Here is a 26,334-nt window from a genome sequence, read left to right on the forward strand (position 1 = left end):
GAGTGAAACACTTCATGGATACCGTGTCTCCTTTCCCGGGGAATGGCTATGGCACAGCGAAGGTGTAGCACTATTGGGATCAGTTATTTAGATATCCTTTGCAACTCCCTAGCTATAGTTGGCCAGCTTGGTATATATCCTTTCTCTTCCAGATCGTAAAGCATATGAAGAACAGCTACCTTGGCACTATCGGGAAAAGAATTATCTAAATGTTGATATGTCCCACGATTTCTAGCTGAAAATGGTGCTTTTGTTTCTGTCACAACAATCACCTTCCTATATTACACGCTGAATATTAAGTCCATTCGTCTGACAACAGAATAATCTGTTTTATCATAAAGTTAACTCTTTTATGATTGGTTATTGACACTCGTTGTTTGATTAGATGATAAGAATCTGTAGGTTCGATTAGCCGTTAGGCGTAATCGGACGATCGCGTAAATGGACTCTCCCGCCATAACGTCCAGCCGAACTTCCCCTTCCGTCAGGCCACCCTGTTTCATGGCAACAACCTCAATCAAAGCCTCTCGTTCGTCCGATTACGCTGCGCTAATCGAACCTACAGAAAGCGGTGGCTTGCGGAGCATGCCGGTCGGTGCCGAACATCGAGAAGCCCAATATTGACCTTGGGTTGGCATTACGCCCCCTCATCCCCAACCCTTCTCCCGCAAGGGGAGAAGGGGCAACTCGTAGGTTCGATTAGCCGTCAGGCGTAATCGGACGTTCGCGTATATGGATTCTCCCGCCATCATAACCAACCAAATTCTCCCCTCCGGTTGGCCGCCTCTGTTGCACGGCAACAACCGCAACTAAATCCTCTCATTTGTCCGATTACGCTGCGCTAATCGAATCTACAGGGCGGTGGCTGGCGCTCTATGCCGGTTGATCAAGATCGGCTATTGCCCCTTGCGGGCAGTGAGCGGGCCAAGTTGCGGCATCAGGGCACATTGCAAACATGCATAAGTAAAAATTGGGTCATTATTCCAAAATCCATAAATTACGTTTATACCGACTACCTTGGTTGAGTTGGCGGCCACCAGCGGCGCTAACGGGTGCCTGCAGGGCATCGCCCGATCTCTGGTAAACAAGCGGAACACCCCTCATCCGCCCTTGCCGCATATCTTGCAGAAAACGGGGTAACGTTTGGTACCTCAGGGGGAGTGGCTGCGTATTACCGGGAATTACCGTGCTGGCGGAGCCAAGCTGTTATCATTTGAGTCAGTCCCCAGCGCCGCCACGCCCCAAGAGGAGAGTCATGGATATACCTGCCGCCCCTTCACCCGCCATCTGCCAGCTGTGTCAGGAGAAAGCAGATCTCGACTTCGACTTCACCATGGCCTTTCAGCCCATCGTCGATTGCCGCAAGCGCACCATCTTCGGCTACGAGGCGCTGGTGCGGGGGCTCAACAACGAGCCGGCGCAGAGCGTGATTGCCCGGGTCAACGACGGCAATCGCTACCGCTTCGACCAGTTGTGCCGGATCAAGGCCATCGCGCTGGCCGCCCGCCTCGATATGCGAGGGATGCTGAGCATCAACTTTCTGCCCAATGCGGTCTACCGCCCGGAGCGCTGCATCCGCACCACCCTGCAGGCGGCCCGCGAGCATCTCTTTCCCATCGAGCAGATCATGTTCGAGTTCACCGAGGTGGAGCAGGTGCTGGATAACCGCCATATTCGCGGCATCGTCGATCACTATCAGGCGCTCGGCTTCAAGACGGCGATCGATGACTTTGGCGCCGGTTATTCGGGCCTGAGCCTGCTGGCCGATTTTCGCCCCAACATCGTCAAGCTCGATATGCACCTGCTGCGCGGCATCGACCATGACCCGATCCGGCAAGCCATAGTGCGCCACTGTCTGGCCCTGTTTGCCGAGTTGCAGATCACCCCGCTGGCGGAGGGGGTCGAAACCCGCGAAGAGATGGCCTGCCTGCGGGAGATGGGTGTCAGCCTGATGCAGGGCTATCTGTTTGCCCGCCCCGGCTTCGAAACCCTGCCCGAGGTGGATTTCGCCAGCCTGTAAGCGGCTAGCGCTATTCCTGCTTTGCTTTCAGGGGTAAGCGATATGAATCGAGGCGCCATGTGCGCCTCGATTCGTTTGGTTGTTGGACAAGCGGCGGGATCAGTGGATCCCGGCCGCATGCAGCTCGGGGACGTACTGTTTGTCGACCCGGAAGATATGGTCGATCAGCCAGCTCTTGAGGAACATGACGACGTGCAAGTCGGCATCAGGCTCGCCACGGGCAAAGCTGGCCAGATGGCGATCCAGATCCTGCAGCAGTTTGACGTGCACCCCCTTGTGGGCGCTGAGCTGGCTGTATCCGGCCCGCTCCATCAGCTTCTCCTCGTCCAGCAAGTGCTGTTTGGCCAGCCCCACCAGCCGGTCGAGCCGCTGTTTGACCTGATCGCCACCACTGCCATCCTGAATGGCGTGGTAGAGCTGGTTCATGGCATCGAACAGGCCGATATGCTGCCGGTCAACCTCGGCCACCTGCACGCTGAAGGCCTCGCTCCAGTGAACGATATCCTCGTTATTGGCTTGCTCGACGCGATGGCTGACCTTGAACTGGCTACCGAGCAGGCGGATCTCTTCACTGCCAAAGCCCACCTCCTTGGCGCTGCGGGCACTTTGCAGGGTAAGCCCCAGCGTCTGGTGGGCGATATCGGCCACCTCCACCACACTGCGGTTGGTCTCTTCCGCCACCTGTGACTGTTGCTCGGCGGCGGTGGCAATCTGGGTGTTGAGCCCGGTAATGCGTTCGACCGCCGAAACGATGGCATGCAGGGTCTGCCCCGCTTCACCCGCCTGCACCACCGCCTGTTCGCTCTGACGGGTGGTCTCGTGCATGGTGCTGACTGCTTCGCTGGTGCGTCGCTGCAACTGCTCAATCTTCTGCTGGATCTCGACGGTGGCGTTCTGGGTACGGCTCGCCAGGGTGCGCACCTCGTCGGCCACTACCGCAAAGCCGCGCCCCTGCTCCCCGGCGCGGGCCGCTTCGATGGCGGCGTTGAGGGCCAGCAGGTTGGTCTGCTCGGAGATGGCGCGGATGGCGTTGACGATCTCGCCGATCTGGTTGCTCTCCTGCTCCAGCCGGTTGATGGTGCCAGCCGCCTGCTCCATGCCGCTGGCCACCTTGCGGATCATGCTCATCGCCTCTTCGACCCGGCCCTGCCCGGTAAGCGCCTCGCGCTGGGTCTGCTCGGTCTCCAGCCGCGCCTCTTCGGTGTTGCGGGCGATCTCCTGCACCGTGCTGACCATCTCGTTGATGGCAGTGGCCAGCATGTCGGTATTGGTCTGCACCTGTACCATCCCCTGCCGGGTGCGGTCAGTCTGCTCCTTGAGGCCCCCACTCTTGCGGTTGTTCTGCTCCGCCACCCCCAGCACGGTGGCAATGATGTGGTCCACATCGCCGATAAAGTCGTTAAACGTCACCGCCAGTCGGGCGAACTCGTCCTTTCCCACCACCGGCAGGCGAAAGGTGAGGTTCTTGCTGCCGTGGGCCAGGTTCTCGAGATTGCGATCCAGCTGCTTGAGCGGCACCAATACCTTGAGCAGCAGAACGCCCAGAATGGCGAGCACCAGCAGGCAGGTGAGCAGACGCAGTGCCACCATCTGGGTTTCGAAACTATCTTGCAGCGCGAGGTTGGATGCGCGATTGGCGGCCAGCTCCTGCCCATGGCGCTGCAACGCCCCGCCAACCTGTTCGGCGATGGAGGCGGAAACTGCATCAAAGCCACTACCATCAGCTTTCATCACCCGGTTGCCCGCCTCGGCCCCCTGCTGCTGATAGGCGGTAACCATCTGCTGGCCCACCGCCATCTGCTGTTGTAGCAATTGCTGCAGATCAAGCTTGTCCTCCATCAGTGAAGGCAACAGAGCCTGCGCAGCGTCAGAGTGGCTGCGAGCCTCGGACATCGAGCCGTCATCACCGGTCAGGGAGGCATCGGTCAGAAACTGCTGGATCTGGGTGGTGTGGTAGCGCAGCTCCTGCAACAGGTTCTGGGAGCTATTGAGGTGGGCGGTCTCTTCATCCATGGCGGCCAGCTGTCGGCTCAAGCGCTGATCCAGCACGCTGGTCGCAAACAGGGTGAGTACTATCAGGGCAACGCACCACAGGGTGAAGGTTCGAAGGGAGTAGAGGGCAAGCCAGCGATACAACATACAACGTCCTCGTCAGTTTGAGTCCATGTCCATGTTCGGTGTCAGTGTTGAGTTTAGAGGGTTAATTTCCCATTTTTCCTCTTCACCTCATCTTAGCGGCCAAACGACCTCTTTGCGGATCGGCCGGTATCAGGAGCACGGCCCGGATCACATATCCGTTTGCCTCCATGGGATAGCTGGCCGCATAAAGATAGCGCCCCGTTGGCCATAAACGACCACACTGGGTGATGCTGCCGGGTCATGACGCCGCGTCTGGTAAGCTACCGGCGTGAAACCGCAGGCTTTGTTGATTATGAAGTTAATAAACAGGGGGTTGAGATATGAAGAGATCCATAATGGTCGCCTTGCTGACTCTGGCCATGGCAACCGGTGCTCAGGCGGCCGACAAGGTGACGACCGTGCCGGTGCAGTTCGCCAAGGGTGCCCACAGTGCCCAGATCAAGGGCACCTTCGCAGGCTATGACACCATCAACTACACGCTGGTCGCCAAAGCGGGCCAGACCATGACGGTCGGCATCTCCGGCAGCAGCAATGCCAACTTCAACGTCTTTGCCCCCGGCGCCGTGCCCGGTCAGGCCGAAGCGCTCAGCTCGGGCGCAGTCGGCGAGCAGTGGCAGGGCAAGCTGCCTGCCTCGGGCAAGTATCTGATCCAGGTCTATCAGATGCGCGCCACAGCCCGCCGTGGCGAGCAGGTGCCCCATACCCTGTCGGTCTCTATCCAGTAAGTCTCCCCGGCCCGCAGCCAGCTTGACGCCAAAACAAAACGGACACCCGAGGGTGTCCGTTGGAATAAGCGCTCACGCAATCAGGCTGCCTGCATGAAGAGCCCGTCTACCGGCTAAAACAGAGCTGACACGCCGTTGCCTTGCTGGCTCGTAAAAACAGAAACCCCCTCGCGATGGAGGGGGTTTCTCGTTGCAAACAGGGCAGGATCAGCGCAGCGGCTTGACCGAGCGACGGACGATCAGCTCCGGCTGTACCGTCATCGACTCCACTTCCAGCTCCTTGTTGCGGATCCGGCTGACCAGATGCTTCACCGCCAGCTGGCCCAGTTCGGCCTTCGGATGGCGGATGGTGGTCAGCGGCGGGCTGGAGAAGCGCGCCATCTCCACATCGTCGTAGCCGATGATGGAGATATCGTCCGGCACCTTGATCCCGGCCTCCCAGGCAGCGCAGATGGCGCCGATCGCCATGGGATCGTCGAAGGCGAAGACCGCGGTCGGGCGAGGCTGCAGGGTCAGGATGCGCTGCATGGCATCGAAACCGCTCTGGCTCTCGTAATCCCCTTCAAAGATCTGCTCCTCTTTCAGGGTCAGACCGTGTTCGCCCAGCGCATCGCGCACCCCGTCCAGTCGCTGCTGGGTGGTCGGCTTGGAGAGCTGACCTGTGATGCAGACGATGTCGCGGTGGCCCTGCTCCATCAGATAGCGCATGGCCATGCGCGCACCGGTACGGGCGTTGTCATTGATAACGTTGGCGAAATCGCACTCGGTTCCCCAATCCAGCACCACTTGCGGCACGTTCTTGTGGATGCGCAGCATGTCGCGCAGCTGAGCGTCGATGTCGGTACCAAGCACCAACAGGCCGTCCACCCGCTTCTCCATCAGCATGCGCAGATAGTGCTGCTGACGGGGCGGCTGGTTTTCGGTGTTGCAGAGGATCAGGCTGTAGCCCTGCTCGAAGCAGTAAGCTTCTACCCCTTGCACCACTTCCGCAAAGAAGGGGTTCACGCTGGTGGTGACCAGCATGCCGATGGTTTTAGTCGAATTTATTTTAAGACTGCGCGCTACCGAGTTGGGCGCGTAGTTGAGTTCTGCCACCGCCTCAATCACTTTCTGGGTCGCGTCTTCGCTGACCCGGCGAGTGTGGTTGAGCACATGTGAGACGGTGGAGATGGATACGCCTGCACGGGAGGCGACATCCTTGATTGTTGCCATCTCTGTCTCCTGACTTTCAAAGGCGGAACATTAGCAGATTTCCCGAATAAAGGCTTGGTTTTAACGAGCTCTGCCACGGAATTGTCAATGCTGGCTAATTTAGGCGCTCATTTTTGTTTGCGCAAACGGATTGTGGTCAAAATGGGAGCAGCATCAGGGTAAAATATCGTCAGATTAATCCTCTGGCGTTTATCCAGACCGCCTCTGGTTATCGAGATGTTAACATCAACTTTCAAAATTAAACTCTGAATACCATTTTAAAACAGGTCATTTATTTCAAAATACCCGCTCACGCCCCCCTCTGGTTAGTATCTTTAACATCTTGTTATTGCCCCGCGAGGAATGATAGAACCTTATCTACTGCCGGACATGCAGGACCTGGATCCGGAAAGGCACACAGGAATGAAACAATCCACTGATTAAAGGATGAATCAATGAATAATTTTGGAAGAATGGCAGTAAAGGCAGCGGTTTCTTTGGCTCTGTTTGGATCAGTTTCCATGGCCCATGCCACCGATACCATCAAGATCGGCATCGCCGGCCCGGTCACCGGTCCGGTCGCCCAGTACGGTGACATGCAGTTCACCGGCGGCAAGATGGCGGTCGAGCAGATCAACAAGGCAGGCGGCATCAAGGGCAAACAGATCGAAGCGATCGTCTATGACGATGCCTGTGATCCCAAGCAGGCCGTCGCGGTCGCCAACAAGGTGGTGAACGACGGCGTTAAATTCGTGGTCGGCCACCTCTGCTCCGACAACACCCTGCCCGCCTCCGACATCTATGAAGACGAGGGGATCCTGATGATCACCCCCGCCTCTACCAACCCCAAGATCACCGAGCGTGGTTACCAGCTGACCCTGCGCACCATTGGTCTGGATAGCGATCAGGGGCCGACTGCCGCCAAATACATCATCGAGCAGGTCAAACCCAAGCGCGTCGCCGTTATCCACGACAAGAAGCAGTATGGCGAAGGCATCGCCTCCAGCGTGAAAGCGGCGCTGGACAAAGCCGGTGTCAAGGTGGTGGCGTTTGAAGGCATCACTGCCGGTGACAAAGACTTCTCCGCCCTGATCGCCAAGCTGCAGAAAGAGAACGTCGATTTCGTCTACTACGGCGGCTATCACCCGGAGCTGGGGCTGATCCTGCGTCAGGCTGGCGAGAAGGGTCTGAAGGCCAAGTTCATGGGCCCGGAAGGGGTGGGCAACAAGGACATCTCCGCCATCGGTGGCCCGGCTTCCGAAGGTCTGCTGGTAACCCTGCCGAACAAGTATGATCTGGTACCGGCCAACGCCCCGCTGGTTGCGGCGTTCAAGGCCAAGGGTCAGGACTCCTCCGGCCCGTTCGTCTGGACTACCTATGCCGCGGTGCAAACCCTGGCTGCCGGTATCGCCAAGGCGGGTGAAGATGATCCGGCTGCCGTTGCTGCCGCCATCAAGGCAGCTCCGGTCGATACCGTGATGGGCCAGCTCAATTGGGCACCGAACGGCGACCTGAAAGGCTTCGAATTCGGTGTGTTCCAGTGGCACGCTGACGGTACCTCTACCCAACTCAAATAATCTGCCGATCGGGGGCGAGCCGACTCGCCCCCTCCTCTCTTTGCGGGCAAGTACAGGGAACGCAGTATGTCCGAACACCTCCTTTATCTCGTTCAGCAGTTGCTGAACGGATTAACCATAGGCAGCACCTATGCGTTGATCGCCATCGGCTACACCATGGTCTATGGCATCATCGGCATGATCAACTTCGCCCACGGCGAGGTTTACATGATCGGCTCCTATGTCGCTTTCATGGTGATGGCGGGGCTCATGATGATGGGCATCGACAGCACCGTTTTGCTGCTGGGCGGCGCATTTCTAGTCAGCATCGTCATCACCGGCACCTATGGCTGGACCATAGAGCGGGTCGCCTACCGGCCGCTGCGTGGCGGTAACCGGTTGATCCCCCTCATCTCCGCCATCGGCATGTCGATCTTCCTGCAGAACATGATGCGAATGGCGCAGGGCTCGCGGGATATCGCCATGCCCAGCCTCATCTCCGGCGGCTGGACTCTGGGCGAGGCTGACGGCTTTCAGGCCAGCCTCTCCTATATGCAGCTCATCATCTTCGTGATCACTTTCGTCACCATGCTGGCGCTGACCCAGTTCATCGGCCGCTCCCGCATGGGCCGCGCCTGCCGCGCCTGTTCGGAAGATATCAAGATGGCCAACCTGCTGGGCATCGACACCCACGTGGTCATCTCCATCACCTTCGTGCTGGGAGCCGCGCTGGCAGCCGTCGCCGGGGTACTGCTCGGCATGTATTACGGCGTCATCAACCCCTATCTCGGCTTTATGGCAGGGCTGAAAGCCTTCACCGCCGCGGTACTGGGCGGTATCGGCAGCATTCCCGGCGCAGTGCTGGGCGGTCTGCTGCTCGGCGTGGTGGAAGCGCTCACCGCCGGCTACCTCAGCACCGAATACAAGGATGTGATGGCGTTCGCCCTGCTCATCTTTGTGCTGCTCTTTATGCCGACCGGCATTCTGGGCCGCCCGGAAGTGGAGAAAGTATGATGAAACGCCAATTCATCCATGCCTGCATCGCCAGCCTGGTGCTGCTGGTGCTCTCCTTCTGGCTGCTCGGCTTCAAGCTGGAGACCGATGGCTCCCGCCTGCTGGTAGTGAGCCGCCTTGATGTGTCGCTGGCCTGGCTGCTGGGCGGCGCCACCCTCGTATTCTGGTTCCAGATGCTGCGCGGCCAGATTGCCAAGCTGTTTCAGGCCTCCATCAGCGGCTTCTCGGTCGGCTTCAACAAGCTGGTGCTGCCGAGCCCGGAAGAGGCGCCAAAGCTCTATAACCTCACCGCCATTCTGGTGCTGCTGTTTGCGGTGAGCTGGCCCTTTATGGCCTCTCGCGGTGCCATCGATCTGGCGACTCTCACCCTGATTTACATCATGCTGGGGCTGGGTCTGAACGTAGTGGTCGGCCTCGCCGGTCTGCTCGATCTCGGCTATGTCGGCTTCTACGCGGTCGGCGCCTACAGCTACGCCCTGCTCAACAACTACTTCGGGCTGAGCTTCTGGGAGTGTCTGCCTATCGCCGGTGGTCTGGCGGCCCTGTTCGGCTTCCTGCTCGGCTTCCCGGTGCTGCGGCTGAGGGGGGACTATCTGGCCATCGTCACCCTCGGCTTTGGCGAGATCATCCGCATCCTGCTCAACAACATGACCAGCCTGACCGGCGGCCCCAACGGCATCTCCGGCATTCCCAAGCCGACGCTGGGGGGTCTGGAGTTCAACCGCACCGTCAAGGATGGCGGCTTTGATACCTTCCACAACTTCTTCGGCATTACCTACAACGCCAACCACAAGGTGATCTTCCTCTACCTGATGGCGCTGGTGCTGGTGGTGGCGACCCTGTTCGTCATCAACCGCCTGCTGCGGATGCCGCTGGGCCGAGCCTGGGAAGCACTGCGGGAGGACGAGATCGCCTGCAAATCGCTGGGGCTCAACCCGACCATCATCAAGCTTACCGCCTTCACCATCGGCGCTACCTTTGCCGGTTTCGCAGGAAGCTTTTTCGCCTCGCGGCAGGGCTTTATCAGCCCGGAATCCTTCGTCTTTATCGAGTCGGCCATCGTGCTCGCCATCGTGGTGCTGGGCGGTATGGGCTCGCAAATCGGGGTGGTGCTGGCTGCCATCGTGATGACTGTACTGCCCGAGCTGGCCCGCGAGTTCAACGAGTACCGCATGCTGATGTTCGGCCTCTTGATGGTGTTCATGATGATCTGGCGGCCACAGGGCTTGCTGCCGATGACCCGTCCGCATCTGGAGTTGAAGAAATGAGTACTCATCAGAAGTTAATGGAAGTCTCTGATCTGTCGATGCGCTTCGGGGGGCTGCTGGCAGTCAACGGGGTCAAGCTGGATATCGACAAGGGTGAGGTGATCTCCATCATCGGCCCCAACGGCGCAGGCAAGACCACCATCTTCAACTGCCTGACTGGCTTCTATCGCCCGAGCGGCGGCACCATCCGCTACAAGGGTGAGGAGATCCAGGGGTTACCCGGTCACCTCATCGCCCGCAAGGGAATCGTGCGTACCTTCCAGCACGTCCGGCTGTTCAAGGAGATGACGGCGGTGGAGAACCTGCTGGTTGCCCAGCACAGGCACCTCAACACCGGCTTTCTGGCCGGGCTGTTCAAGACCCCCTCGTTCCGCCGTGCTGAAGAGGAGGGGCTGGAGCAGGCCGCCTTCTGGCTGGATAAGGTGGGGCTCAAGGATCTCTCCAACCGCGCCGCCGGCAACCTGGCCTACGGTCAGCAGCGCCGGCTCGAGATCGCCCGCTGCATGGCGACCCGCCCCGAGCTGCTGATGCTGGATGAACCGGCTGCCGGCCTCAACCCGAAGGAGACCGACGAGCTGGATGAGCTCATCATGAGCCTGCGGGATGAATTCGGGGTCTCGGTGCTGCTGATCGAGCACGATATGAAGCTGGTGATGGGCATCTCCAACCGCATCTTCGTGGTCAGTCAGGGCACCCCGCTGGCCCATGGCAAGCCGAACGAAATCCGCAACAATCCGGCAGTGATCAAGGCCTATCTGGGCGAGTCGTAAGGAACACAAGATGTTAGAACTTCGCAACGTATCGACCCACTACGGCAAAATTCAGGCATTGCACGATGTCAGCGTCGAGGTGAAAGAGGGAGAAATCGTCACCCTGATCGGCGCCAACGGCGCTGGCAAGACCACCCTGTTGATGACCCTCTGTGGCGAACCCAAGCCCAGCAGCGGCTCCATCTGGTTCGAGGGGGAGCAGATAGACTCGCTCTCCACCGCCCGCATCATGCGCAAGGATATCGCCGTGGTGCCGGAGGGGCGCCGCATCTTTGCCCGCTTGACGGTGGAAGAGAACCTGCTGATGGGCGCCTTCTTCGTCGACAAGGCCGAGCAGCATGGCCTGCTGGATCAGGTGTTTACCCTGTTCCCGCGCCTGCATGAGCGACTGGAGCAGCGCGCCGGCACCATGTCCGGCGGCGAGCAGCAGATGCTGGCCATCGGCCGCGCCCTGATGAGCAAGCCGCGCCTGCTGCTGCTGGACGAGCCCTCGCTGGGGCTGGCCCCCATCGTCATCCAGCAGATCTTCGACACCATAGAGCAGCTGCGCCAGAAGGGGATGACCATCTTTCTGGTGGAGCAGAACGCCAACCAGGCACTCAAGCTGGCCGACCGCGGCTATGTGCTGGAGAACGGCCGCGTGGTGCTGCAGGACACGGGAGCGGCACTGCTCGCCAACCCGGCGGTGCGGCAGGCTTATCTCGGCGGTTAACCCACTGAGCCGCATGCCATATCGACAAGGGAGCCACAGGCTCCCTTATCTTTTGTGGGGTTAGTTTGCGCCACGGCTTGCGGTACACTGACCCGCAATCAACCTATTCTCAGGACATCCAGATGGACCAGTTTGCCCATATCAGTGCCCATGATGCCCACCAGAAACTGAGCGCGGGTGAAGCCCGTCTGGTGGATATTCGCGACCCGCAATCATTTGAAGCGGCCCACGCGGTCGGCGCCTTCCACCTCACCAACGGCACCCTGGTGCGCTTTATGAACGAGGTGGAGTTCGACACCCCGGTCATCGTGATGTGCTATCACGGCAACAGCAGTCAGGGCGCTGCCCAGTACCTGCTGCAACAGGGGTACGACGAGGTCTACAGTCTGGATGGCGGCTTCGAGGCGTGGCGCCGGGAGTTTCCCATCGAGGCAGGCGAAGCATGATCCAGCTGCTGGTGCTCGACAACGCCCGCATGGCGCAGGCGCTGGTGGACTATCTGGCGACGCTGGGCATCTCCTGCGAGCTGACCCAGTCCGAGCTGGGGGTCACCATCTGGCTGGCTGACGAGCAGCGTCTGGCTCAGGCCCAGCTGGAGGTGAAACGCTTCCTCGCCGAGCCGAACCACCCCCGCTATATGGAGGCCTCCTGGCAGTCCGGCCGGGCTGATGCCCGCATCGACTACAGCAAGGGGATGACGGATCCCGTCACCGATTTCCTCCATCAGGCGGGACCACTGACGCTGGTGGTCATCATCGCCTGTCTCGCCATCTACGGGATCGATGCCATCGGCCTGCCCATCTACGACGAACTGGCGTTCCACCCGACCCTGGCCCAGTTCACCGACTGGCAGGCGTGGCGCTACTTTACCCCGGCTTTCATCCACTTTTCGGTGCTCCATCTGGTGTTCAACTTGCTCTGGTGGTGGTATCTCGGTGGCCAGATCGAGCAGCGTCTTGGCAGCGGCAAGCTGCTGATCCTGCTGCTGGTGGGCGCCGCCCTGCCCAATATCGCCGAGTTCTTCGCCAGCGGCCCGCTGTTTGGCGGCCTCTCCGGCGTGGTCTATGCCCTGCTCGGCTACTGCTGGCTGCGCAGCAAGCTGCAACCGGCCTGTGGCCTGACTCTGCCACCGGCGCTGATGGGCTTTATGCTGTTCTGGATGGTGCTCGGCTTCTTCGACATGCTCGGCACCAGCACTGCCAATATCGCTCATCTGACCGGACTGCTGGTCGGCCTGCTGCAAGGCTGGCTGGATCGCAACCACCAGCCGACCTGATTTTTCAGCTGCTGCAGAAATGAGAACGCCGCCCCGAAGGGCGGCGTTTTTTTATGGTCTGCGCAGTTACTGCTTGAGCAGGGAGCTGTTGGCCACTTACGAAGTTCGCTGGCTCAATGGTAAAAAGCTGCCGCGATCTCGGCAAAATATGGGAATTGTCGGTAGAATGTCCACCAACGCTTAAGGAGGACATCATGATCGACCCGAAGAAACTGGAAGAGATCGCCAAACAGGTACACAACTCCCTGCCGCCCGGCATCCGCAGCATGGGCGAAGAGGCCGAGAAGAAGATCCGTCAGGTGTTGCAGGCACAGCTCAACAAGCTGGATCTGGTAAGCCGTGAAGAGTTCGACGTGCAGACCAAGGTTCTGCTGCGTACCCGGGAAAAACTGGCCGCCCTCGAAAGCAAGCTGGCTCAACTCGAAGAGCAGCTCGGCGCCAAAGGCGAATAACGGAAACCCCAGCATGGCTGGGGTTTCCGCTTTACTGGGCTCGGGTTGTCGTCACACCCGCAGCAAATGCCAGGCCCGTTTGCCGCGCGCCTTCGCCTCATACATCGCCTGATCGGCCACCTCCAGCGCCTGACGAAACGACAGCGATGCCCCCTCCCACAAAGCGATGCCGATACTGAGCCCGACCCGTTGCGAACAACCGGGTCTGGGCACATAGCTTTGCATCCGGCCAATCAGGGCATCAGCCAGCTCGGCCAGAGTATGGCTTGAGACCTCCCGGCTGAGGTGCACCACAAATTCGTCGCCACCGTAGCGACCGCACAGGGCCGAACCCGGCATGATGAGACGCAACCACTCCGCCATCTGCTGCAGAACCTGATCGCCACAGGCATGGCCTAGCTGGTCATTGATCCCCTTGAAATCGTCCAGATCGATAAAGAGCAGCGCTCCTGCTCCATCGTGTTGCTGCTGAGCAAACGCCTTGCCAAACCCCTGCCGGTTGAGCAGACCGGTCAGGGCATCACTGTTGGCCCGCTCGGCCAGCCTCTGCTCATAGGCTTTGCGCTGGGTGATGTCGATATGGGAACCCATGATCCGCAGTGGCTTGCCATCGACACCCCGATCGACCACCCGCCCCCGATCCCAGAGCCAGGTGACCTCCCCTTGCGGGTTGATGGTGCGGTATTCGACTTCGTAGAAGGGGGTTTTTCCCTCAAGATGATCAAAATAGCAGCCCATGGCATGGGCGCGATCCTCAGGGTGGAGCTTGGCGCTCCATTGGTCGAAATGGGGGGCCATGTCACCGGCCTGAAAGTTCTGCAGGTTGAACACCCGCAGTTCGCCGGTCGGAATAATCCCCTGCCAGAGGCAGATGCCGGTACCATCGAGGGCGGCATTGAGTTTCTCCTGCAGCAGGCTGTTTTCATGCTTCAGGGCGGCAATTTCTGCCTGCAGCCGGGTCAGTTCACCAATACGGGAAGAGGAGATCAGGGTCGCCGATGGCTCCGCAGAGCCCTGCTCTCCCCTTGCATCTTCTGTCGATGATCTTCCCTCTTCGCTTAACACAGCGCCTCCTCGCCCCATCCCGGGATATCCTTATCCTGCCGCCGACAATCACGCACAAAGATGCCACCAGCTGCAGGGAATTAGTAGCCATTCATACCTGAAATTGCGAAAAAAAATGGACTTGAATGACGAACTCCACAATATCCCGATCTGGTCGCGCTACCATAGCAAAACCCCCGGCTTGACCGGGGGTTTTGGCAGCACAAACGGGTTGTCAGATGAACTCGTAGGCATCGCCGAAGATGCGTTCCGGCTCGGCACCGAGGATCTTGAACTCCTCGCGGGCGGCTCCCGCCATCTCGAAGCGACCGGCGACATAGATGTCGTACTCATGGAGGCTGACGAAGTCATCCATGATCGCCTTGTGCACCAGACCAGTACGGCCACTCCAGTCACTCTCCGGCTCCTGTACCACCGGGATGAAGGTGAGCGGCGCGTAGTCGCGCTCCCACTGCTGCATCTGCTCCAGCTCGTAGAGCCAGTGCGCCTGACGCACGCCCCAGTAGAAGAAGACCGGACGCTTGCTGCCGCTGTCGATCAGGTATTCCAGAATCGATTTGGCATAGGAGAAACCGGTGCCGCCAGCCATCAGGATCAGCGGGCGGGGGGATTCGTTGCGCAGGAAAGCCTTGCCGGCGGGCAGCTCGACCTCGATCTCCCCCTGTTCGCGCATGCGGGCCAGCACCTGACCGGCATAGGCGTTCTCGGGAGTCGCACCGATCTGCAGCTCCAGCACGCCCGGGCGGGTCGGCGAGTTGGCGATGGAGAAGGGACGCTTGTCCGAATCACTCATCACCACCAGCAGATACTGGCCCGGCTTGAAGCTGACCTCTTGCTGTGGCGTCAGGGCCACATGCCAGATGGTGTCGACATATTCGCGCAGTTCCTCTACGCGGCATTTGATACGTTGCATTCTTGTCCTTGTGGCGGGCTCGCTCGACCCGCTTCGCTCATTGTTTCACTGTCAGGTGATGACCAGCACAGCTGGTCCCATTGGTCGAGGATACCCAAATCGCTGCGGATCTCATCCATTTTTGCAGCAAACGGGCCATTTTCGCCTCAACCGAGGATATTCAACTCATCCCAGATGGCATCGATTTTCTGCTTCACCGCCTCGTCCTGCACAATGGGCTGACCCCACTCGCGATTGGTCTCCCCCGGCCACTTGTTGGTAGCATCCAGCCCCATCTTGGAGCCCAGGCCGGAGATGGGCGAGGCGAAGTCCAGATAGTCGATCGGGGTGTGTTCGATCAGGGTGGTATCACGGGCCGGATCCATCCGGGTGGTAATGGCCCAGATCACATCCTTCCAGTCGCGGGCGTTGACGTCGTCATCACACACCACCACGAACTTGGTATACATGAACTGGCGCAGGAAGGACCAGACCCCCAGCATCACCCGTTTGGCGTGGCCCGGGTAGCGCTTCTTGATGGTGACCACCGCCATCCGGTAGGAGCACCCCTCCGGCGGCAGATAGAAATCCACGATCTCGGGGAACTGCTTCTGCAACAGCGGTACGAACACCTCGTTCAGCGCCAGCCCCAGCACTGCCGGTTCATCGGGCGGACGGCCGGTGTAGGTGCTGTGATAGATGGCATCCTTGCGCATCGTCATGTGGGTGATGGTGAACACCGGGAACTCGTCCACCTCGTTGTAGTAGCCGGTGTGGTCGCCATAAGGGCCTTCCGGCGCCATCTCGCCCGGCTCCAGATAGCCTTCCAGCACGATCTCGGCGCTGGCGGGCACCTCCAGATCGCAGCTGATGGCTTTTACCACCTCGGTACGGCTGCCGCGCAGCAGACCGGCAAAGGCGTATTCGGAGAGGGTATCCGGCACCGGGGTCACAGCGCCGAGAATGGTCGCCGGATCGGCGCCAAGCGCCACCACCACCGGGAAGCGCTCGCCCGGATGGGCCTCCTGCCACTCGCGAAAATCGATGGCGCCGCCGCGATGATCCAACCAGCGCATGATCAGCTTGTTCTTGCCGATCTTCTGCTGGCGGTAGATGCCGAGGTTCTGCCGCTTCTTGTAGGGGCCGCGGGTGATGGTGAGACCCCAGGTAACCAGCGGCGCCACATCGCCCGGCCAGCAGTGCTGGATCGGGATCTGGTCGAGATCGACCGCATCCCCCTCCTGCACCACCTGCTGGCAGGGGGCGGAAGAGAGGCGCTTGGTCGGCATGTTGAGCACCTGCTTGAAGATCGGCAGCTTCTCCATCAGCTCCTTGAAGCCACGAGGCGGTTCCGGCTCCTTCAGATAGGAGAGCCATACCCCGACCTGACGCAAGGCGCTCACATCGGGCTGACCCATCCCCATGGCGACCCGATCCGGGGTACCAAACAGGTTGGTCAACACCGGCATGGTGTAGCCTTTGGGATTTTCAAACAGCAGAGCCGGGCCGCCCGCACGCAGGGTGCGGTCGCTGATTTCGGTCATCTCCAGATAGGGGTCTATCTCGCGGGTAATCCGCTTGAGTTGTCCGTTTTGTTCCAGCTGCGCGACGAAATCACGCAAGTCCTTGTATTTCATGCAGGTTCCCAACCAGATTCAGGAGGTGAGGCATTATAACCCTGGCCGCCTCTCCGGTGTACCCGAATCGGGGAAGAGAGTCGGAGTCATGAGGTTCTGATCATGTTGACCAAGGCGTTTGGCCAGTGCCGATAGCAGCAATGGTTCATCCACCTCCATCAACAGATCGGCCACCAGAGATCCATACTGCCGGTTGGCCAGCTCACCAAGCAGGTAGCTTCTTGCCTGTTGCGGCAGGGGGGATAGCGCGCTCAGCTGGCGCAGGGCCGGCTCTTTCAGATGGGGATTGGTACTCGCGGCGATCAGCAACTCGCTGGCCTCATTGCCCTGATGAAAGCGGTTGATGGTGGCCAGCGCTGCCAGAGCATCCTGATCCACCGGTTGGCGCCAGAGGCGACTGTAGAGTGCCGGTTCGCCGGTTCGCTGCAGCAGGTAACTCAGTAGACGGTTGTCAGGCAGATAGATGTTCTGGGCGGCCAGCGTCCGGCTCTCGCGCTGCAGCAGGGAAACCGGCAGCTGATCGAGGGCCTGCAGCAGTGCCTGTTGCTGACGAGCCAGCTCGGGGTTACCGCGGTAGTAGATCGACTTGAAACCGAAGGTGCCCTGCTCCAGTTGCTGGCGATAATCAGCCTGCCACGCCAGTTGTTGCCACTGACCCAGCAGCAGCCGGGCCTGAGCGGCAAAATCGTAGGCGGGTTGCTGAACCAGAAAGCCGTCCACCCGCTGCTCGACCAGCCACCGGGGGGCCTTGTCAGCCTGGGCGGCCACCCAGGCGTGCAGTTCGGGGGACGCCGGCCGGGTCACGTTGATATTGCGCAGCAGTTGCAGCAGCAAATACTCCCGCTGCTCGCGGCTCTGGGTCGCCAGCAGGGAATCGACAGCGGCAAACTGCCCCTGTTGCAGGCAATTCGACAGATAGCGCAAATCGGTGCCCAGCTCGGCAGCCTCCACCGAAGGAGGCTCTGGCACGCTCTGCGCAAAGGCCGGGATACCGAACAGCAATCCCGGCAGTAACCAGTAAACGGGTCTCATGACGTCTCTATCCTTGTGACATCGAAGCTTCATACTACCCAGTCGGCCGAAATTTAGATAAACAAAAACCGCGACCTTGGCCGCGGTTTTGTCATTTTCTGACCTGACTTATTTCTGCTGGCGCCGCATGGCGTCGAAGAACTCGTCGTTGGTCTTGGTCATCGCCAGTTTGTCGATGAGGAATTCGATACCGTCAATCTCGCCCATCGGGTGGACAATCTTGCGCAGGATCCACATCTTCTGCAGCTCGTCACCGGAGGTGAGCAGCTCTTCCTTACGGGTGCCTGAGCGGGTGATGTCGATAGCCGGATAGACGCGCTTCTCGGCAATCTTGCGCGAGAGGTGCAGTTCCATGTTGCCGGTACCCTTGAACTCTTCGTAGATAACCTCGTCCATCTTGGAACCGGTATCGATCAGCGCGGTCGCGATGATGGTCAGGCTACCGCCCTCCTCAACATTACGCGCGGCGCCGAAGAAGCGCTTGGGACGGTGCAGGGCGTTGGCGTCCACACCACCGGTCAGTACCTTGCCGGATGACGGGATAACGGTGTTGTAGGCTCGGGCCAGACGGGTGATGGAGTCCAGCAGGATCACCACGTCCTTCTTGTGCTCGACCAGACGCTTGGCCTTCTCGATCACCATTTCAGCAACCTGAACGTGACGGGAAGCCGGCTCGTCGAAGGTAGAAGCGATCACTTCACCTTTAACCATGCGCTGCATCTCGGTCACTTCTTCCGGACGCTCATCGATCAGCAGAACGATCAGTTCACAGTCAGGATGGTTGTAGGCGATGCTCTGGGCGATGTTCTGCAGCAACATGGTCTTACCGGCCTTGGGCGGTGCAACGATGAGGCCGCGCTGACCTTTACCGATCGGGGAGGCCAGATCCAGTACGCGAGCAGTGATGTCTTCGGTAGAACCGTTGCCACGCTCCATGCGCAGACGCTCGTTGGCGTGCAGCGGAGTGAGGTTTTCAAACAGGATCTTGTTGCGGGAGTTTTCCGGACGGTCGTAGTTGACCTCGTTGACCTTGAGCAGCGCGAAGTAGCGTTCGCCCTCTTTCGGCGGCCGAATCTTGCCGGAGATGGTATCGCCGGTACGCAGGTTGAAGCGGCGGATCTGGCTCGGGGAGACGTAGATATCGTCCGGGCCCGCCAGGTAGGAACCGTCAGCACTGCGCAGGAACCCGAAGCCGTCGGTCAGGATTTCCAGCACACCGTCGCCAAAGATATCCTCGCCACCCTTGGCGTGCGCCTTGAGGATCGCGAAAATAATGTCTTTCTTGTGCGCCCGAGCCAGATTTTCCAACCCCATGGATTCGCCGAGCTTGACCAGCTCAGACACAGGAGTGTTCTTTAATTCAGTCAGATTCATAGTGGTGAAAGTCTGTAAGCAAGGATTGAAATGAGGAGACAGTCTGCTGGATTGATGCTGATCGGATTTGACTTGCCAGGCTAGCAATGGAGTCAGGCAAAAAGGTTAGCAAACGAGCGATAAACTAGCACCAATCGGGATGAGCGTCTAGGTGATAAAACAGAAGGAGCGCATTATTGCAATGCGCTCCTCTTCGATTATTACAGGTTGCCGTCCAGGAACTCTTTCAGCTGAGTCTTGGACAGTGCACCGACCTTGGTCGCTGCCACTTCGCCATTCTTGAACAGCAAGAGGGTCGGGATACCACGAATGCCGTACTTGGGCGGAGTATCAGAGTTATGGTCGATGTTCAGTTTGGCTACGGTCACGCGACCTTCGTACTCTTGGGCAACTTCTTCCAGGATCGGGGCAATCATCTTGCACGGACCACACCACTCGGCCCAGAAGTCGACCAGAACGGCGCCATCGGCTTTGATTACATCTGCCTCGAAGCTGGCATCGCTCAGCTGAACAATCTTGTCACTCATCTCCAACTCCAGTCAGTAAATAAGGCTTTATTGACACGTCAATAAAGGCAATAGTTGCCCTATTTGAAATGATCCTGTTTATTATTGCAAGCCTAACCTGATAACCTACCGCCATGAGCAAAACACACTTAACGACCGACAAATTCGCCCAAATGGGCCTCGAACCCGAAGTTCTGGCTGGTCTGGAAGCAAAGGGATTTCACTATTGCACGCCCATCCAGGCACTGTCCCTGCCACTGCTGGTAGAGGGCCATGACCTCGCCGGGCAAGCACAGACAGGCACCGGCAAAACCATCGCCTTTCTGGCCGCCACCTTCAACTATCTTCTTACCCACCCACTGACCAAACCCCGTCTGGTAAATCAACCCAGAGCCATCATCATGGCACCCACCCGGGAGCTGGCAGTACAGATCTATAACGATGCCGACAGCATCTCCGCCTCTACCGGCCTGAAACTCGGCCTCGCCTACGGTGGCGAAGGTTACGACAAGCAGCTGGCCGTGCTGGAGCAGGGCGTCGACATCCTGATCGGCACCACCGGCCGCATCATCGACTACTTCAAGTCCAAGGTGATCGACCTGAGCAATATCCAGGTCGTGGTTCTGGACGAAGCGGATCGCATGTTCGATCTGGGCTTCATCAAGGACATCCGCTTCCTGTTCCGCCGCATGCCGCCCGCCACCGAGCGTCTGAGCATGCTGTTCTCCGCCACCCTCTCCCTGCGCGTGCAGGAGCTGGCCTACGAACACATGAACCACCCGGAACATGTGCAGGTCGAGCCTGAGCAGATGACCGGCGTACGGATCAAGGAGGAGCTGTTCTACCCCTCCAACGAAGACAAGATGTTGCTGCTGCTCTCCCTGATGGAAGAGGAGTGGCCGGAAAAAGCGATCGTCTTCGCCAACACCAAGCATGTCTGTGAAGACGTTCATGCCTGGCTGGAGAACGACGGCCACCGCGTTGGTCTGCTGACTGGCGATGTGCCACAGAAGAAGCGGATGAAGATCCTCGAGGATTTCACCAAGGGTGCGCTCGATATTCTGGTCGCCACCGACGTGGCCGCCCGTGGTCTGCACATCCCCGACGTGACCCACGTATTCAACTATGACTTGCCCGACGACGCCGAGGACTATGTTCACCGTATCGGTCGTACCGGCCGAGCCGGCAAGAGCGGTCACTCCATCAGCCTGGCCTGTGAAGACTATGCCTTCAACCTGCCGGCCATCGAGGAGTACATCCACCACCCGATCCCGGTCAGCAAGTATGATCGCGAAGCACTGCTGGATGATGTCACCGCACCGAAACGGGTGTTCCGCAACCGCCAACCGGTGAACCGCAACATGCGTGATCGCCAGGGTGGCAACAGCAACAACCGCCGTCGTCCGCCGCGCAAAAGCTAAAGGATAGGCCCGTTGCACAACTCGCCTCTCTATGCCGCCATCGACCTCGGCTCCAACAGCTTTCACATGCTGGTGGTGCGCGAGGTCGCCGGTGCCCTGCGCACCGTTGCCAAGGTCAAACGCAAGGTTCGCCTCGCCGCCGGGCTTGATGCCGACTTCCGTCTCAGCCGTGTCGCCATGGAACGGGGCTGGGACTGTCTGCGCCTGTTCGCCGAACAGCTGCAGGACATTCCGGCCGACAACATCCGGGTAGTGGGTACCGCCACTCTGCGGCTGGCTACCAACGTCGACGAGTTCATCAGCGAAGCGGAACGGGTGCTCAACCACAGCATCGAGATCATCTCGGGCGAGGAAGAGGCCAAGACCATCTATGAGGGGGTCTCCTGGACTTCTGCCGGGGAAGGCAACCGACTGGTTATCGACATCGGCGGTGCCAGTACCGAACTGGTGATCGGCGAGCATAGCGAAGCGAAACTGCTCAACAGCCTGCACATGGGCTGCGTCACCTGGCTCAACAATCACTTCGGTGATGGCGAGCTCTCCGAAGCCCGTTTCGAGCAGGCGATTGCTGCTGCGAAGGCGGTGCTGGAGAAGGTGGCGGATGATTACCGTGCCCTTGGCTGGCGCACCTGCGTCGGTGCCTCTGGTACGGTACAGGCGCTGCAGGAGATCATGCTGGCGCAGGGGAAGAGCGAGCGGGTCACCCTGCCGAAACTGCAGGAGCTGATGGGTCAGGCCATCGCCTGCGGCAAGCTCGACCAGCTGCAACTGGAAGGGCTGGCGGCCGAACGGCTGACCGTGTTCCCCTCCGGCCTCGCCATCCTGATCGCCATCTTCGAAACCCTGAACATCGAGAGCATGACGCTGGCGGGTGGCGCCCTGCGCGAGGGCTTGATCTACGGCCTGCTCGGCAACAATCACGACTGCGATGCCCGTGACCGCACCGCCGACAGCCTGATCAACCGCTACCAGCTGGACAAGGAGCACGCCGAGCGGGTGCGTGACACCGCCATCGAGGCGTTCACCCAGTTGCAGCCGGCCTGGCGCCTCTCCAAGCGCTATGGTCGCCCGATCCTGCGCTACGCAGCACTGCTGCACGAGATCGGTCTCTGTATCGAGTACAAGAAGGCGCCGCAACACGCCGCCTACATCATCGACAACATCGATATGCCGGGCTTCACTCCCGCGCAGAAGAAGCTGTTGTCGGCCCTGCTGTTCAACCAGCGGGATGAATTCAAGCTGGAACCGCTGGAGAAGCAGGGGGCGGTCACCGCTCGTCAGGCGATCCGGCTGGCTCGCATCCTGCGCATCGCCCTGATCCTCTGCATGCGCCGCACCCAGGGAACCGTGCCCGGCTTCACGCTGGAGGCGGACGAGGATGCGCTCACCCTGACCCTGCCCAAAGGGTGGCTCGAAGAGCACTACCTGCGCGCCAGCGAATTGCGCTTTGAAGTGGAGCGCCAGCAGAAGATGGGCTGGCCGACCCGTTTACAGGAAGCCTGATCCCTCTGCCTTCTCAAGGAGCAGACCATGCCGGATTACCAACCTATCAGCTGTGACCTCTACGACTGGCTGGAGATTGCCGCCAGCTGGCAGTTGCCGGTCGCGCTGACCAGTCGGGACGGACGTCAGTGGGCGGATCGGATCCACACCATAGAGGCCCGCGATGGGGTGGAGTATCTCCAGCTGCACAGCTGCGAGCAGCTCAGTCTGGCGGATCTGGCGACCATGACGTTCAGCTGGCAGGGAGAGGAGAAGCTGATCCGCTTCGCCCCACCAGCCCAGTCAGACAGCCAATAGATAGCAAGAGGGCCAACCCGATCGGGTTGGCCCTCTTCTTTGATCGCCCGGACGATATGCCGGTTGCAGCTTAACTCACCAGTGCTGCCATCACGTAGACATCGAAGCGGTTGCTCTTGGTCTCGATGGCCATGCTCGGCTTCTGTTCGTTGAGCCAGCCGGCGTAGTCGGGGCGCTTCACCACTACCCGCTTCTCTGCCATTTGGAGCGCTGCTGGCAACAAGGCATCCGCATCGAGATCCGCCCCCACCAGCGACTGGAACACCCGCATCTCTTTTTTCACCAGCGCCGACTTCTGCTTGTGCGGGAACATGGGGTCAAGGTAGATCACCTCGGGCCGTTCGGTTAGCGCCAACAGGGTATCCACCGCAGGGCCGTGCAACAGCTGCATCCGCTCGCGTACCCAGGGACCAATCTCGGGGTCTTCTGCGGCTCGTGCCAGCCCATCCTGAAGCAGGGCGGCCACCACGGGGCTGCGCTCAATCATGGTCACCCGGCAACCGAGAGAAGCGAGTACGAAGGCATCGCGTCCCAGCCCGGCCGTGGCATCGACCACGGTCGGAGTCGCCCCCGACTTGAGCCCCACCGCCTTGGCAATGGACTGACCGCGACCGCCGCCAAACTTGCGGCGATGGGCGACCGCGCCTTCGACGAAATCCACGTAGACGGCCCCCAGCTTGGGCTCATCCAGCTTGCGCAGCTCCAGCCGCTCCGGGGTAAACACCAGGGCAAACTGGGGAAGGTCTATCTGGGCAAGCTGGCTGGCCAGCGAGTCTGCCAGCGCGGCCTTGGCAGGGTCTTCGAGGAGGATTTGCATGGTCTCTGGATGCGTTCTAAGTTCAGTGAACCGAGTGTACCACAGCCCCTTCGCGTCGCTGTAGGGAGGAAACCTCATGAACCTGCTCATCGCCTTGCTGCTCGCCGCCCAGAGCAGCCCCCATCTCAAGGTCTGTGGCGTGGACTGGCCCCCCTTCTCCTATGCCGAACAAGGCAACCTGATGGAGGGAATATCGGTCGAGATCCATCAGGAGGTGGCACATCGCCTCGGCATGAGCCTCACCCTGCTCGAACTGCCGTGGGGACGCTGCGAACAGTACGTCAACACCGGGCTGGCGGACGGCATTCTCGACAATGCACCCCTGCCCGGCTGCTACCACTCTGACCTTGCTACCGCCTTCTACCCGCTGGCCGCCTATGTGCGTACCGACAGCCCACTGCAGACTTTCTCGTGGGAGATGGCCAAGGGATTGAAAGTGGGGATGGTCAGGGGCTATGACTACACGGACAAGATCAAGAACTTCACCGGCTGGGAACCCATCAAGGCCCACTCCGACAAACAGTTGCTGCTGATGCTGGAGAAGAGCCGGGTCGACATGATAGTGCTGGATTACTTCTCGGCCCCCATCCTCTCCAAGGAGCAGGACGTCAAGATCCGCGCCCTCACCCCCTTTATCGATTCAACCCCGCTCTATCTCTGCTTTGGCAAACAGAGAGCAGAGCTGCTGCCCGCCTACAACAAGGCGCTGCAGCAGATGCTGGACGAGGGCGTGCTGGATCGCATCTATCTGCGCTATCTCGGGGAGGATTACCGGACGCTTAGGGGCAAGCAGGAGAAATTGAAACCGGCGCCGTGACGGTCAGCTGGAACGGGCCTGCAAAAACATGTTCTTGTCGTTGAGCTGCAGATATTCGGTGAGATCGTCGTAGGCCAACGGACGGCTGAGCAGATAACCCTGAGTAAAGGCACACCCCTTCTGGCAGAGGAAGTTGAGCTGCTCACGAGTCTCCACCCCTTCGATCACCACCTGCATCCCGAGGTTGTGCACTATGTTGATGATGCCGTCGAGCAGCATGCGATCCTGCTCGTTGAAGGGGATATGGCGCACGAAAGATCGGTCGATCTTGACGAGATCGACCGGGAATGTGCGCAGATAGTTGAGCGCCGAGTAGCCGGTGCCGAAGTCATCGATGGCCAGCTTGCAGCCCGCCTCGCGCAGGGCATCGATCCGCACTCTGTGCTGATCGCTGCTCTCCATCAGCAGAGATTCGGTAATTTCGATGACGATGTCGGCAGGATCGAGCTCAAAATGGTGGATCACCTTGAGCCATTCGCTCGCTTCCGGATCTATGGTCTGGAACTCCATGGTGGAGCGATTGATCGACATCTGCAGATCAGGAAAACCGGCGCGCTGCAAACGCGCCAGATCCCGGCACGACTGCCACAGTACCAATGAACCCAGCCCCTGGATCAGCCCCGCCTCCTCCGCCAGTGGGATGAACTCGGCCGGTGAAACCTGTCCCCACTGGGGGTGATACCAGCGCACCAGCGCCTCCAGCTTGGCCACCCGCCCGCTGCGGTTGTCCCAGATGGGCTGGTAGGCCATGGTCAGCTGCTCCTGCTTGATAGCCTCCGCCAGATCCTGCTGCATCTGATGGCGCTGACGCACCTCTTCCCGCATGGTGGAGCAGTAGGTGCCGATCAGTCGCCCCTGCCGTTTGGCGGCAAACAGCGCCTGCTCGGCGTTGCGCAGCAGCTCGTCGCTCTCGCTGCCATCGATGGGGCAGAGGGTCATCCCCACAGTTGCCGTCACGTAGAGGTGCTGGTTCGCCAGCATGAAGGGGCGGGCGAAGCTGCCGATCACCTGCTTGGCAAACACCTCTGCCTGACGGCGAGTCACTATGCCCGGTACCAGAAAGGCGAACTCGTCGCCACCGATGCGGGCCACCAGATCCTCGGTGCGCACCCGGCTCACCAATCGATCCGACACCTCCCGCAGCAAGGCATCACCGGCATGGTGATCCATGCTGTTGTTGACCGCCTTGAAGTTGTTGAGGTCGAGTACCATCAGGGCGAAGCGTTCGCCCCGCTCGCAAAAACGGCCGAGACAGCGACCAAACAGCCAGCGGTTGGGCAGGCTGGTGAGGTTGTCGTAGTTGGCCTGTGCCGCGATCTTCTGTTCGGCGAGCTTGGTCTGGGAAAGATCGCTGAAAATGGCGATATATTGCTGGATCTTGCCCCCTTCGCGCAGGGTGCTGATCATCAGCTGCTGCGGGTAGAGCTTGCCGTTCTTGCGCTTGTTCCACACCTCGCCGCGCCACACCCCCACCCGCTCCAGCGCGTGGTACATGTCGGCATAGAAGGTCTGATCGTGCAGGCCGGACTTGAGGATGCTGGGGCGCTGGCCACACACCTCCTCGCTGCTGTAGCCGGTGATCTGCTCGAACGCCGGGTTGACCGAGATGATGCGACTGTCGTCATCACACACCAGGATCGCCTCGGAGAGGTTGTCATAGACCCGGTGGGATAGCTTGAGCTGTTCGGCGTGGCGCTTGAGGGGATCGATATTCTCCAGCAGCACCATCAGATAATCCGGCTGCTGCAGAGCATCGCGAATAAGGGTCACCGTCACCCGCCCCCACAGCACTTCCCCGCCCTTGCAGAAGTAGCGCTTCTCCTGGGTGAAGCTGCTGCGCTCGCCACGAT

25 protein-coding genes are annotated in these 26,334 nt (G+C 59.8%); 14 read left to right on the forward strand and 11 right to left on the reverse strand.

Annotated elements, in window-relative coordinates; all coding sequences use genetic code 11:
* Positions 1-83 precede the first annotated feature (83 nt).
* A complete protein-coding gene (locus AACS24_RS14735) occupies positions 84-263 on the reverse strand; it encodes a hypothetical protein (protein ID WP_146181420.1) in 180 nt (59 codons plus the stop codon).
* Between the two features lie 992 nt (positions 264-1,255).
* Between AACS24_RS14735 and AACS24_RS14740 the strand changes: the two genes are divergently transcribed.
* Positions 1,256-2,020, forward strand: coding sequence for an EAL domain-containing protein (locus tag AACS24_RS14740; protein ID WP_108571130.1), 765 nt, complete (start codon positions 1,256-1,258; stop codon positions 2,018-2,020).
* A 99-nt stretch (positions 2,021-2,119) separates the two neighbouring features.
* Here the strand turns inward: AACS24_RS14740 and AACS24_RS14745 are convergent, their stop codons facing one another.
* Positions 2,120-4,159 carry a bacteriohemerythrin gene (locus AACS24_RS14745; RefSeq protein ID WP_108571131.1) on the reverse strand — a complete coding sequence of 680 codons (2,040 nt, stop codon included), beginning with the start codon at positions 4,157-4,159 and terminating at the stop codon, positions 2,120-2,122.
* Between the two features lie 320 nt (positions 4,160-4,479).
* On the opposite strand from AACS24_RS14745, the gene AACS24_RS14750 reads away from it, so the two are divergent.
* On the forward strand, positions 4,480-4,884 hold the full coding sequence (locus AACS24_RS14750; protein ID WP_108571132.1) for a g-type lysozyme inhibitor: 405 nt from the start codon (positions 4,480-4,482) through the stop codon (positions 4,882-4,884).
* Between the two features lie 207 nt (positions 4,885-5,091).
* Here AACS24_RS14750 and AACS24_RS14755 read toward each other — a convergent pair whose 3' ends face one another.
* Positions 5,092-6,096: a substrate-binding domain-containing protein gene (locus tag AACS24_RS14755; protein WP_033112863.1), complete on the reverse strand. Its 1,005-nt coding sequence runs from the start codon at positions 6,094-6,096 to the stop codon at positions 5,092-5,094.
* Positions 6,097-6,530: 434 nt separating this feature from the next.
* Here AACS24_RS14755 and AACS24_RS14760 point away from each other — a divergent pair, with 434 nt between their 5' ends.
* The 8 genes from AACS24_RS14760 (at position 6,531) to ubiK (ending at position 13,123) form a co-directional block, all read left to right on the forward strand.
* Positions 6,531-7,652 carry a branched-chain amino acid ABC transporter substrate-binding protein gene (locus AACS24_RS14760; protein WP_181364190.1) on the forward strand — a complete coding sequence of 374 codons (1,122 nt, stop codon included), beginning with the start codon at positions 6,531-6,533 and terminating at the stop codon, positions 7,650-7,652.
* Between the two features lie 66 nt (positions 7,653-7,718).
* Positions 7,719-8,645: a high-affinity branched-chain amino acid ABC transporter permease LivH gene (livH, locus tag AACS24_RS14765; protein ID WP_033112865.1), complete on the forward strand. Its 927-nt coding sequence runs from the start codon at positions 7,719-7,721 to the stop codon at positions 8,643-8,645.
* Positions 8,645-9,913 (forward strand): high-affinity branched-chain amino acid ABC transporter permease LivM, encoded by a 1,269-nt coding sequence (locus AACS24_RS14770; protein ID WP_181364191.1) that lies wholly within the window; start codon positions 8,645-8,647, stop codon positions 9,911-9,913. Before livH ends, AACS24_RS14770 begins: the two co-directional genes overlap by 1 nt.
* Positions 9,910-10,683 (forward strand): high-affinity branched-chain amino acid ABC transporter ATP-binding protein LivG, encoded by a 774-nt coding sequence (livG, locus tag AACS24_RS14775; protein WP_108571135.1) that lies wholly within the window; start codon positions 9,910-9,912, stop codon positions 10,681-10,683. Before AACS24_RS14770 ends, livG begins: the two co-directional genes overlap by 4 nt.
* A 10-nt stretch (positions 10,684-10,693) precedes the next feature.
* On the forward strand, positions 10,694-11,395 hold the full coding sequence (locus tag AACS24_RS14780) for an ABC transporter ATP-binding protein (protein WP_033112868.1): 702 nt from the start codon (positions 10,694-10,696) through the stop codon (positions 11,393-11,395).
* Between the two features lie 122 nt (positions 11,396-11,517).
* Complete coding sequence (glpE, locus tag AACS24_RS14785) at positions 11,518-11,841, forward strand: thiosulfate sulfurtransferase GlpE (protein ID WP_033112869.1); 324 nt, start codon at positions 11,518-11,520, stop codon at positions 11,839-11,841.
* Positions 11,838-12,671: a rhomboid family intramembrane serine protease GlpG gene (gene glpG / locus AACS24_RS14790; protein WP_108571136.1), complete on the forward strand. Its 834-nt coding sequence runs from the start codon at positions 11,838-11,840 to the stop codon at positions 12,669-12,671. The genes glpE and glpG overlap by 4 nt, the downstream gene beginning before the upstream one ends.
* Positions 12,672-12,865: 194 nt before the next feature.
* On the forward strand, positions 12,866-13,123 hold the full coding sequence (ubiK, locus tag AACS24_RS14795; protein ID WP_033112871.1) for a ubiquinone biosynthesis accessory factor UbiK: 258 nt from the start codon (positions 12,866-12,868) through the stop codon (positions 13,121-13,123).
* Positions 13,124-13,174: 51 nt separating this feature from the next.
* On the opposite strand, the gene AACS24_RS14800 is transcribed toward ubiK, so the two are convergent.
* The 6 genes from AACS24_RS14800 to trxA form a co-directional block, all read right to left on the reverse strand.
* A complete protein-coding gene (locus AACS24_RS14800; protein WP_108571137.1) occupies positions 13,175-14,188 on the reverse strand; it encodes a GGDEF domain-containing protein in 1,014 nt (337 codons plus the stop codon).
* A 214-nt stretch (positions 14,189-14,402) separates the two neighbouring features.
* The gene (gene fre / locus AACS24_RS14805) at positions 14,403-15,101 is read right to left on the reverse strand and encodes an NAD(P)H-flavin reductase (protein WP_041210586.1); all 699 of its coding nucleotides are present in this window, start codon (positions 15,099-15,101) and stop codon (positions 14,403-14,405) included.
* A 146-nt stretch (positions 15,102-15,247) separates the two neighbouring features.
* Complete coding sequence (ubiD, locus tag AACS24_RS14810) at positions 15,248-16,717, reverse strand: 4-hydroxy-3-polyprenylbenzoate decarboxylase (protein WP_033112873.1); 1,470 nt, start codon at positions 16,715-16,717, stop codon at positions 15,248-15,250.
* 33 nt (positions 16,718-16,750) lie between these two features.
* Positions 16,751-17,749 carry a hypothetical protein gene (locus AACS24_RS14815; protein ID WP_108571138.1) on the reverse strand — a complete coding sequence of 333 codons (999 nt, stop codon included), beginning with the start codon at positions 17,747-17,749 and terminating at the stop codon, positions 16,751-16,753.
* Between the two features lie 108 nt (positions 17,750-17,857).
* Positions 17,858-19,123 carry a transcription termination factor Rho gene (gene rho / locus AACS24_RS14820; protein WP_005339417.1) on the reverse strand — a complete coding sequence of 422 codons (1,266 nt, stop codon included), beginning with the start codon at positions 19,121-19,123 and terminating at the stop codon, positions 17,858-17,860.
* A 200-nt stretch (positions 19,124-19,323) separates the two neighbouring features.
* Complete coding sequence (gene trxA, locus AACS24_RS14825; protein WP_005339416.1) at positions 19,324-19,650, reverse strand: thioredoxin TrxA; 327 nt, start codon at positions 19,648-19,650, stop codon at positions 19,324-19,326.
* Positions 19,651-19,763: 113 nt separating this feature from the next.
* Here trxA and rhlB point away from each other — a divergent pair, with 113 nt between their 5' ends.
* From rhlB to AACS24_RS14840, 3 genes are read left to right on the forward strand one after another with little or no spacing between them, the layout of a single operon-like run.
* Complete coding sequence (gene rhlB, locus AACS24_RS14830; protein ID WP_108571139.1) at positions 19,764-21,050, forward strand: ATP-dependent RNA helicase RhlB; 1,287 nt, start codon at positions 19,764-19,766, stop codon at positions 21,048-21,050.
* A gap of 12 nt (positions 21,051-21,062) precedes the next feature.
* On the forward strand, positions 21,063-22,553 hold the full coding sequence (gppA, locus tag AACS24_RS14835) for a guanosine-5'-triphosphate,3'-diphosphate diphosphatase (RefSeq protein WP_108571140.1): 1,491 nt from the start codon (positions 21,063-21,065) through the stop codon (positions 22,551-22,553).
* Positions 22,554-22,580: 27 nt separating this feature from the next.
* Complete coding sequence (locus AACS24_RS14840) at positions 22,581-22,850, forward strand: Rho-binding antiterminator (protein ID WP_108571141.1); 270 nt, start codon at positions 22,581-22,583, stop codon at positions 22,848-22,850.
* Positions 22,851-22,920: 70 nt separating this feature from the next.
* On the opposite strand, the gene AACS24_RS14845 is transcribed toward AACS24_RS14840, so the two are convergent.
* The gene (locus AACS24_RS14845) at positions 22,921-23,667 is read right to left on the reverse strand and encodes a class I SAM-dependent methyltransferase (protein ID WP_108571142.1); all 747 of its coding nucleotides are present in this window, start codon (positions 23,665-23,667) and stop codon (positions 22,921-22,923) included.
* A 76-nt stretch (positions 23,668-23,743) separates the two neighbouring features.
* On the opposite strand from AACS24_RS14845, the gene AACS24_RS14850 reads away from it, so the two are divergent.
* Positions 23,744-24,484 (forward strand): substrate-binding periplasmic protein, encoded by a 741-nt coding sequence (locus tag AACS24_RS14850; protein WP_108571143.1) that lies wholly within the window; start codon positions 23,744-23,746, stop codon positions 24,482-24,484.
* Positions 24,485-24,487: 3 nt separating this feature from the next.
* On the opposite strand, the gene AACS24_RS14855 is transcribed toward AACS24_RS14850, so the two are convergent.
* The coding region (locus AACS24_RS14855; RefSeq protein ID WP_108571144.1) for a putative bifunctional diguanylate cyclase/phosphodiesterase at positions 24,488-26,334 on the reverse strand (1,847 nt) is incomplete at its 5' end.

The sequence above is a fragment of the Aeromonas sp. HMWF016 genome (assembly GCF_963878195.1).
Classification (GTDB): domain Bacteria; phylum Pseudomonadota; class Gammaproteobacteria; order Enterobacterales; family Aeromonadaceae; genus Aeromonas; species Aeromonas lacus.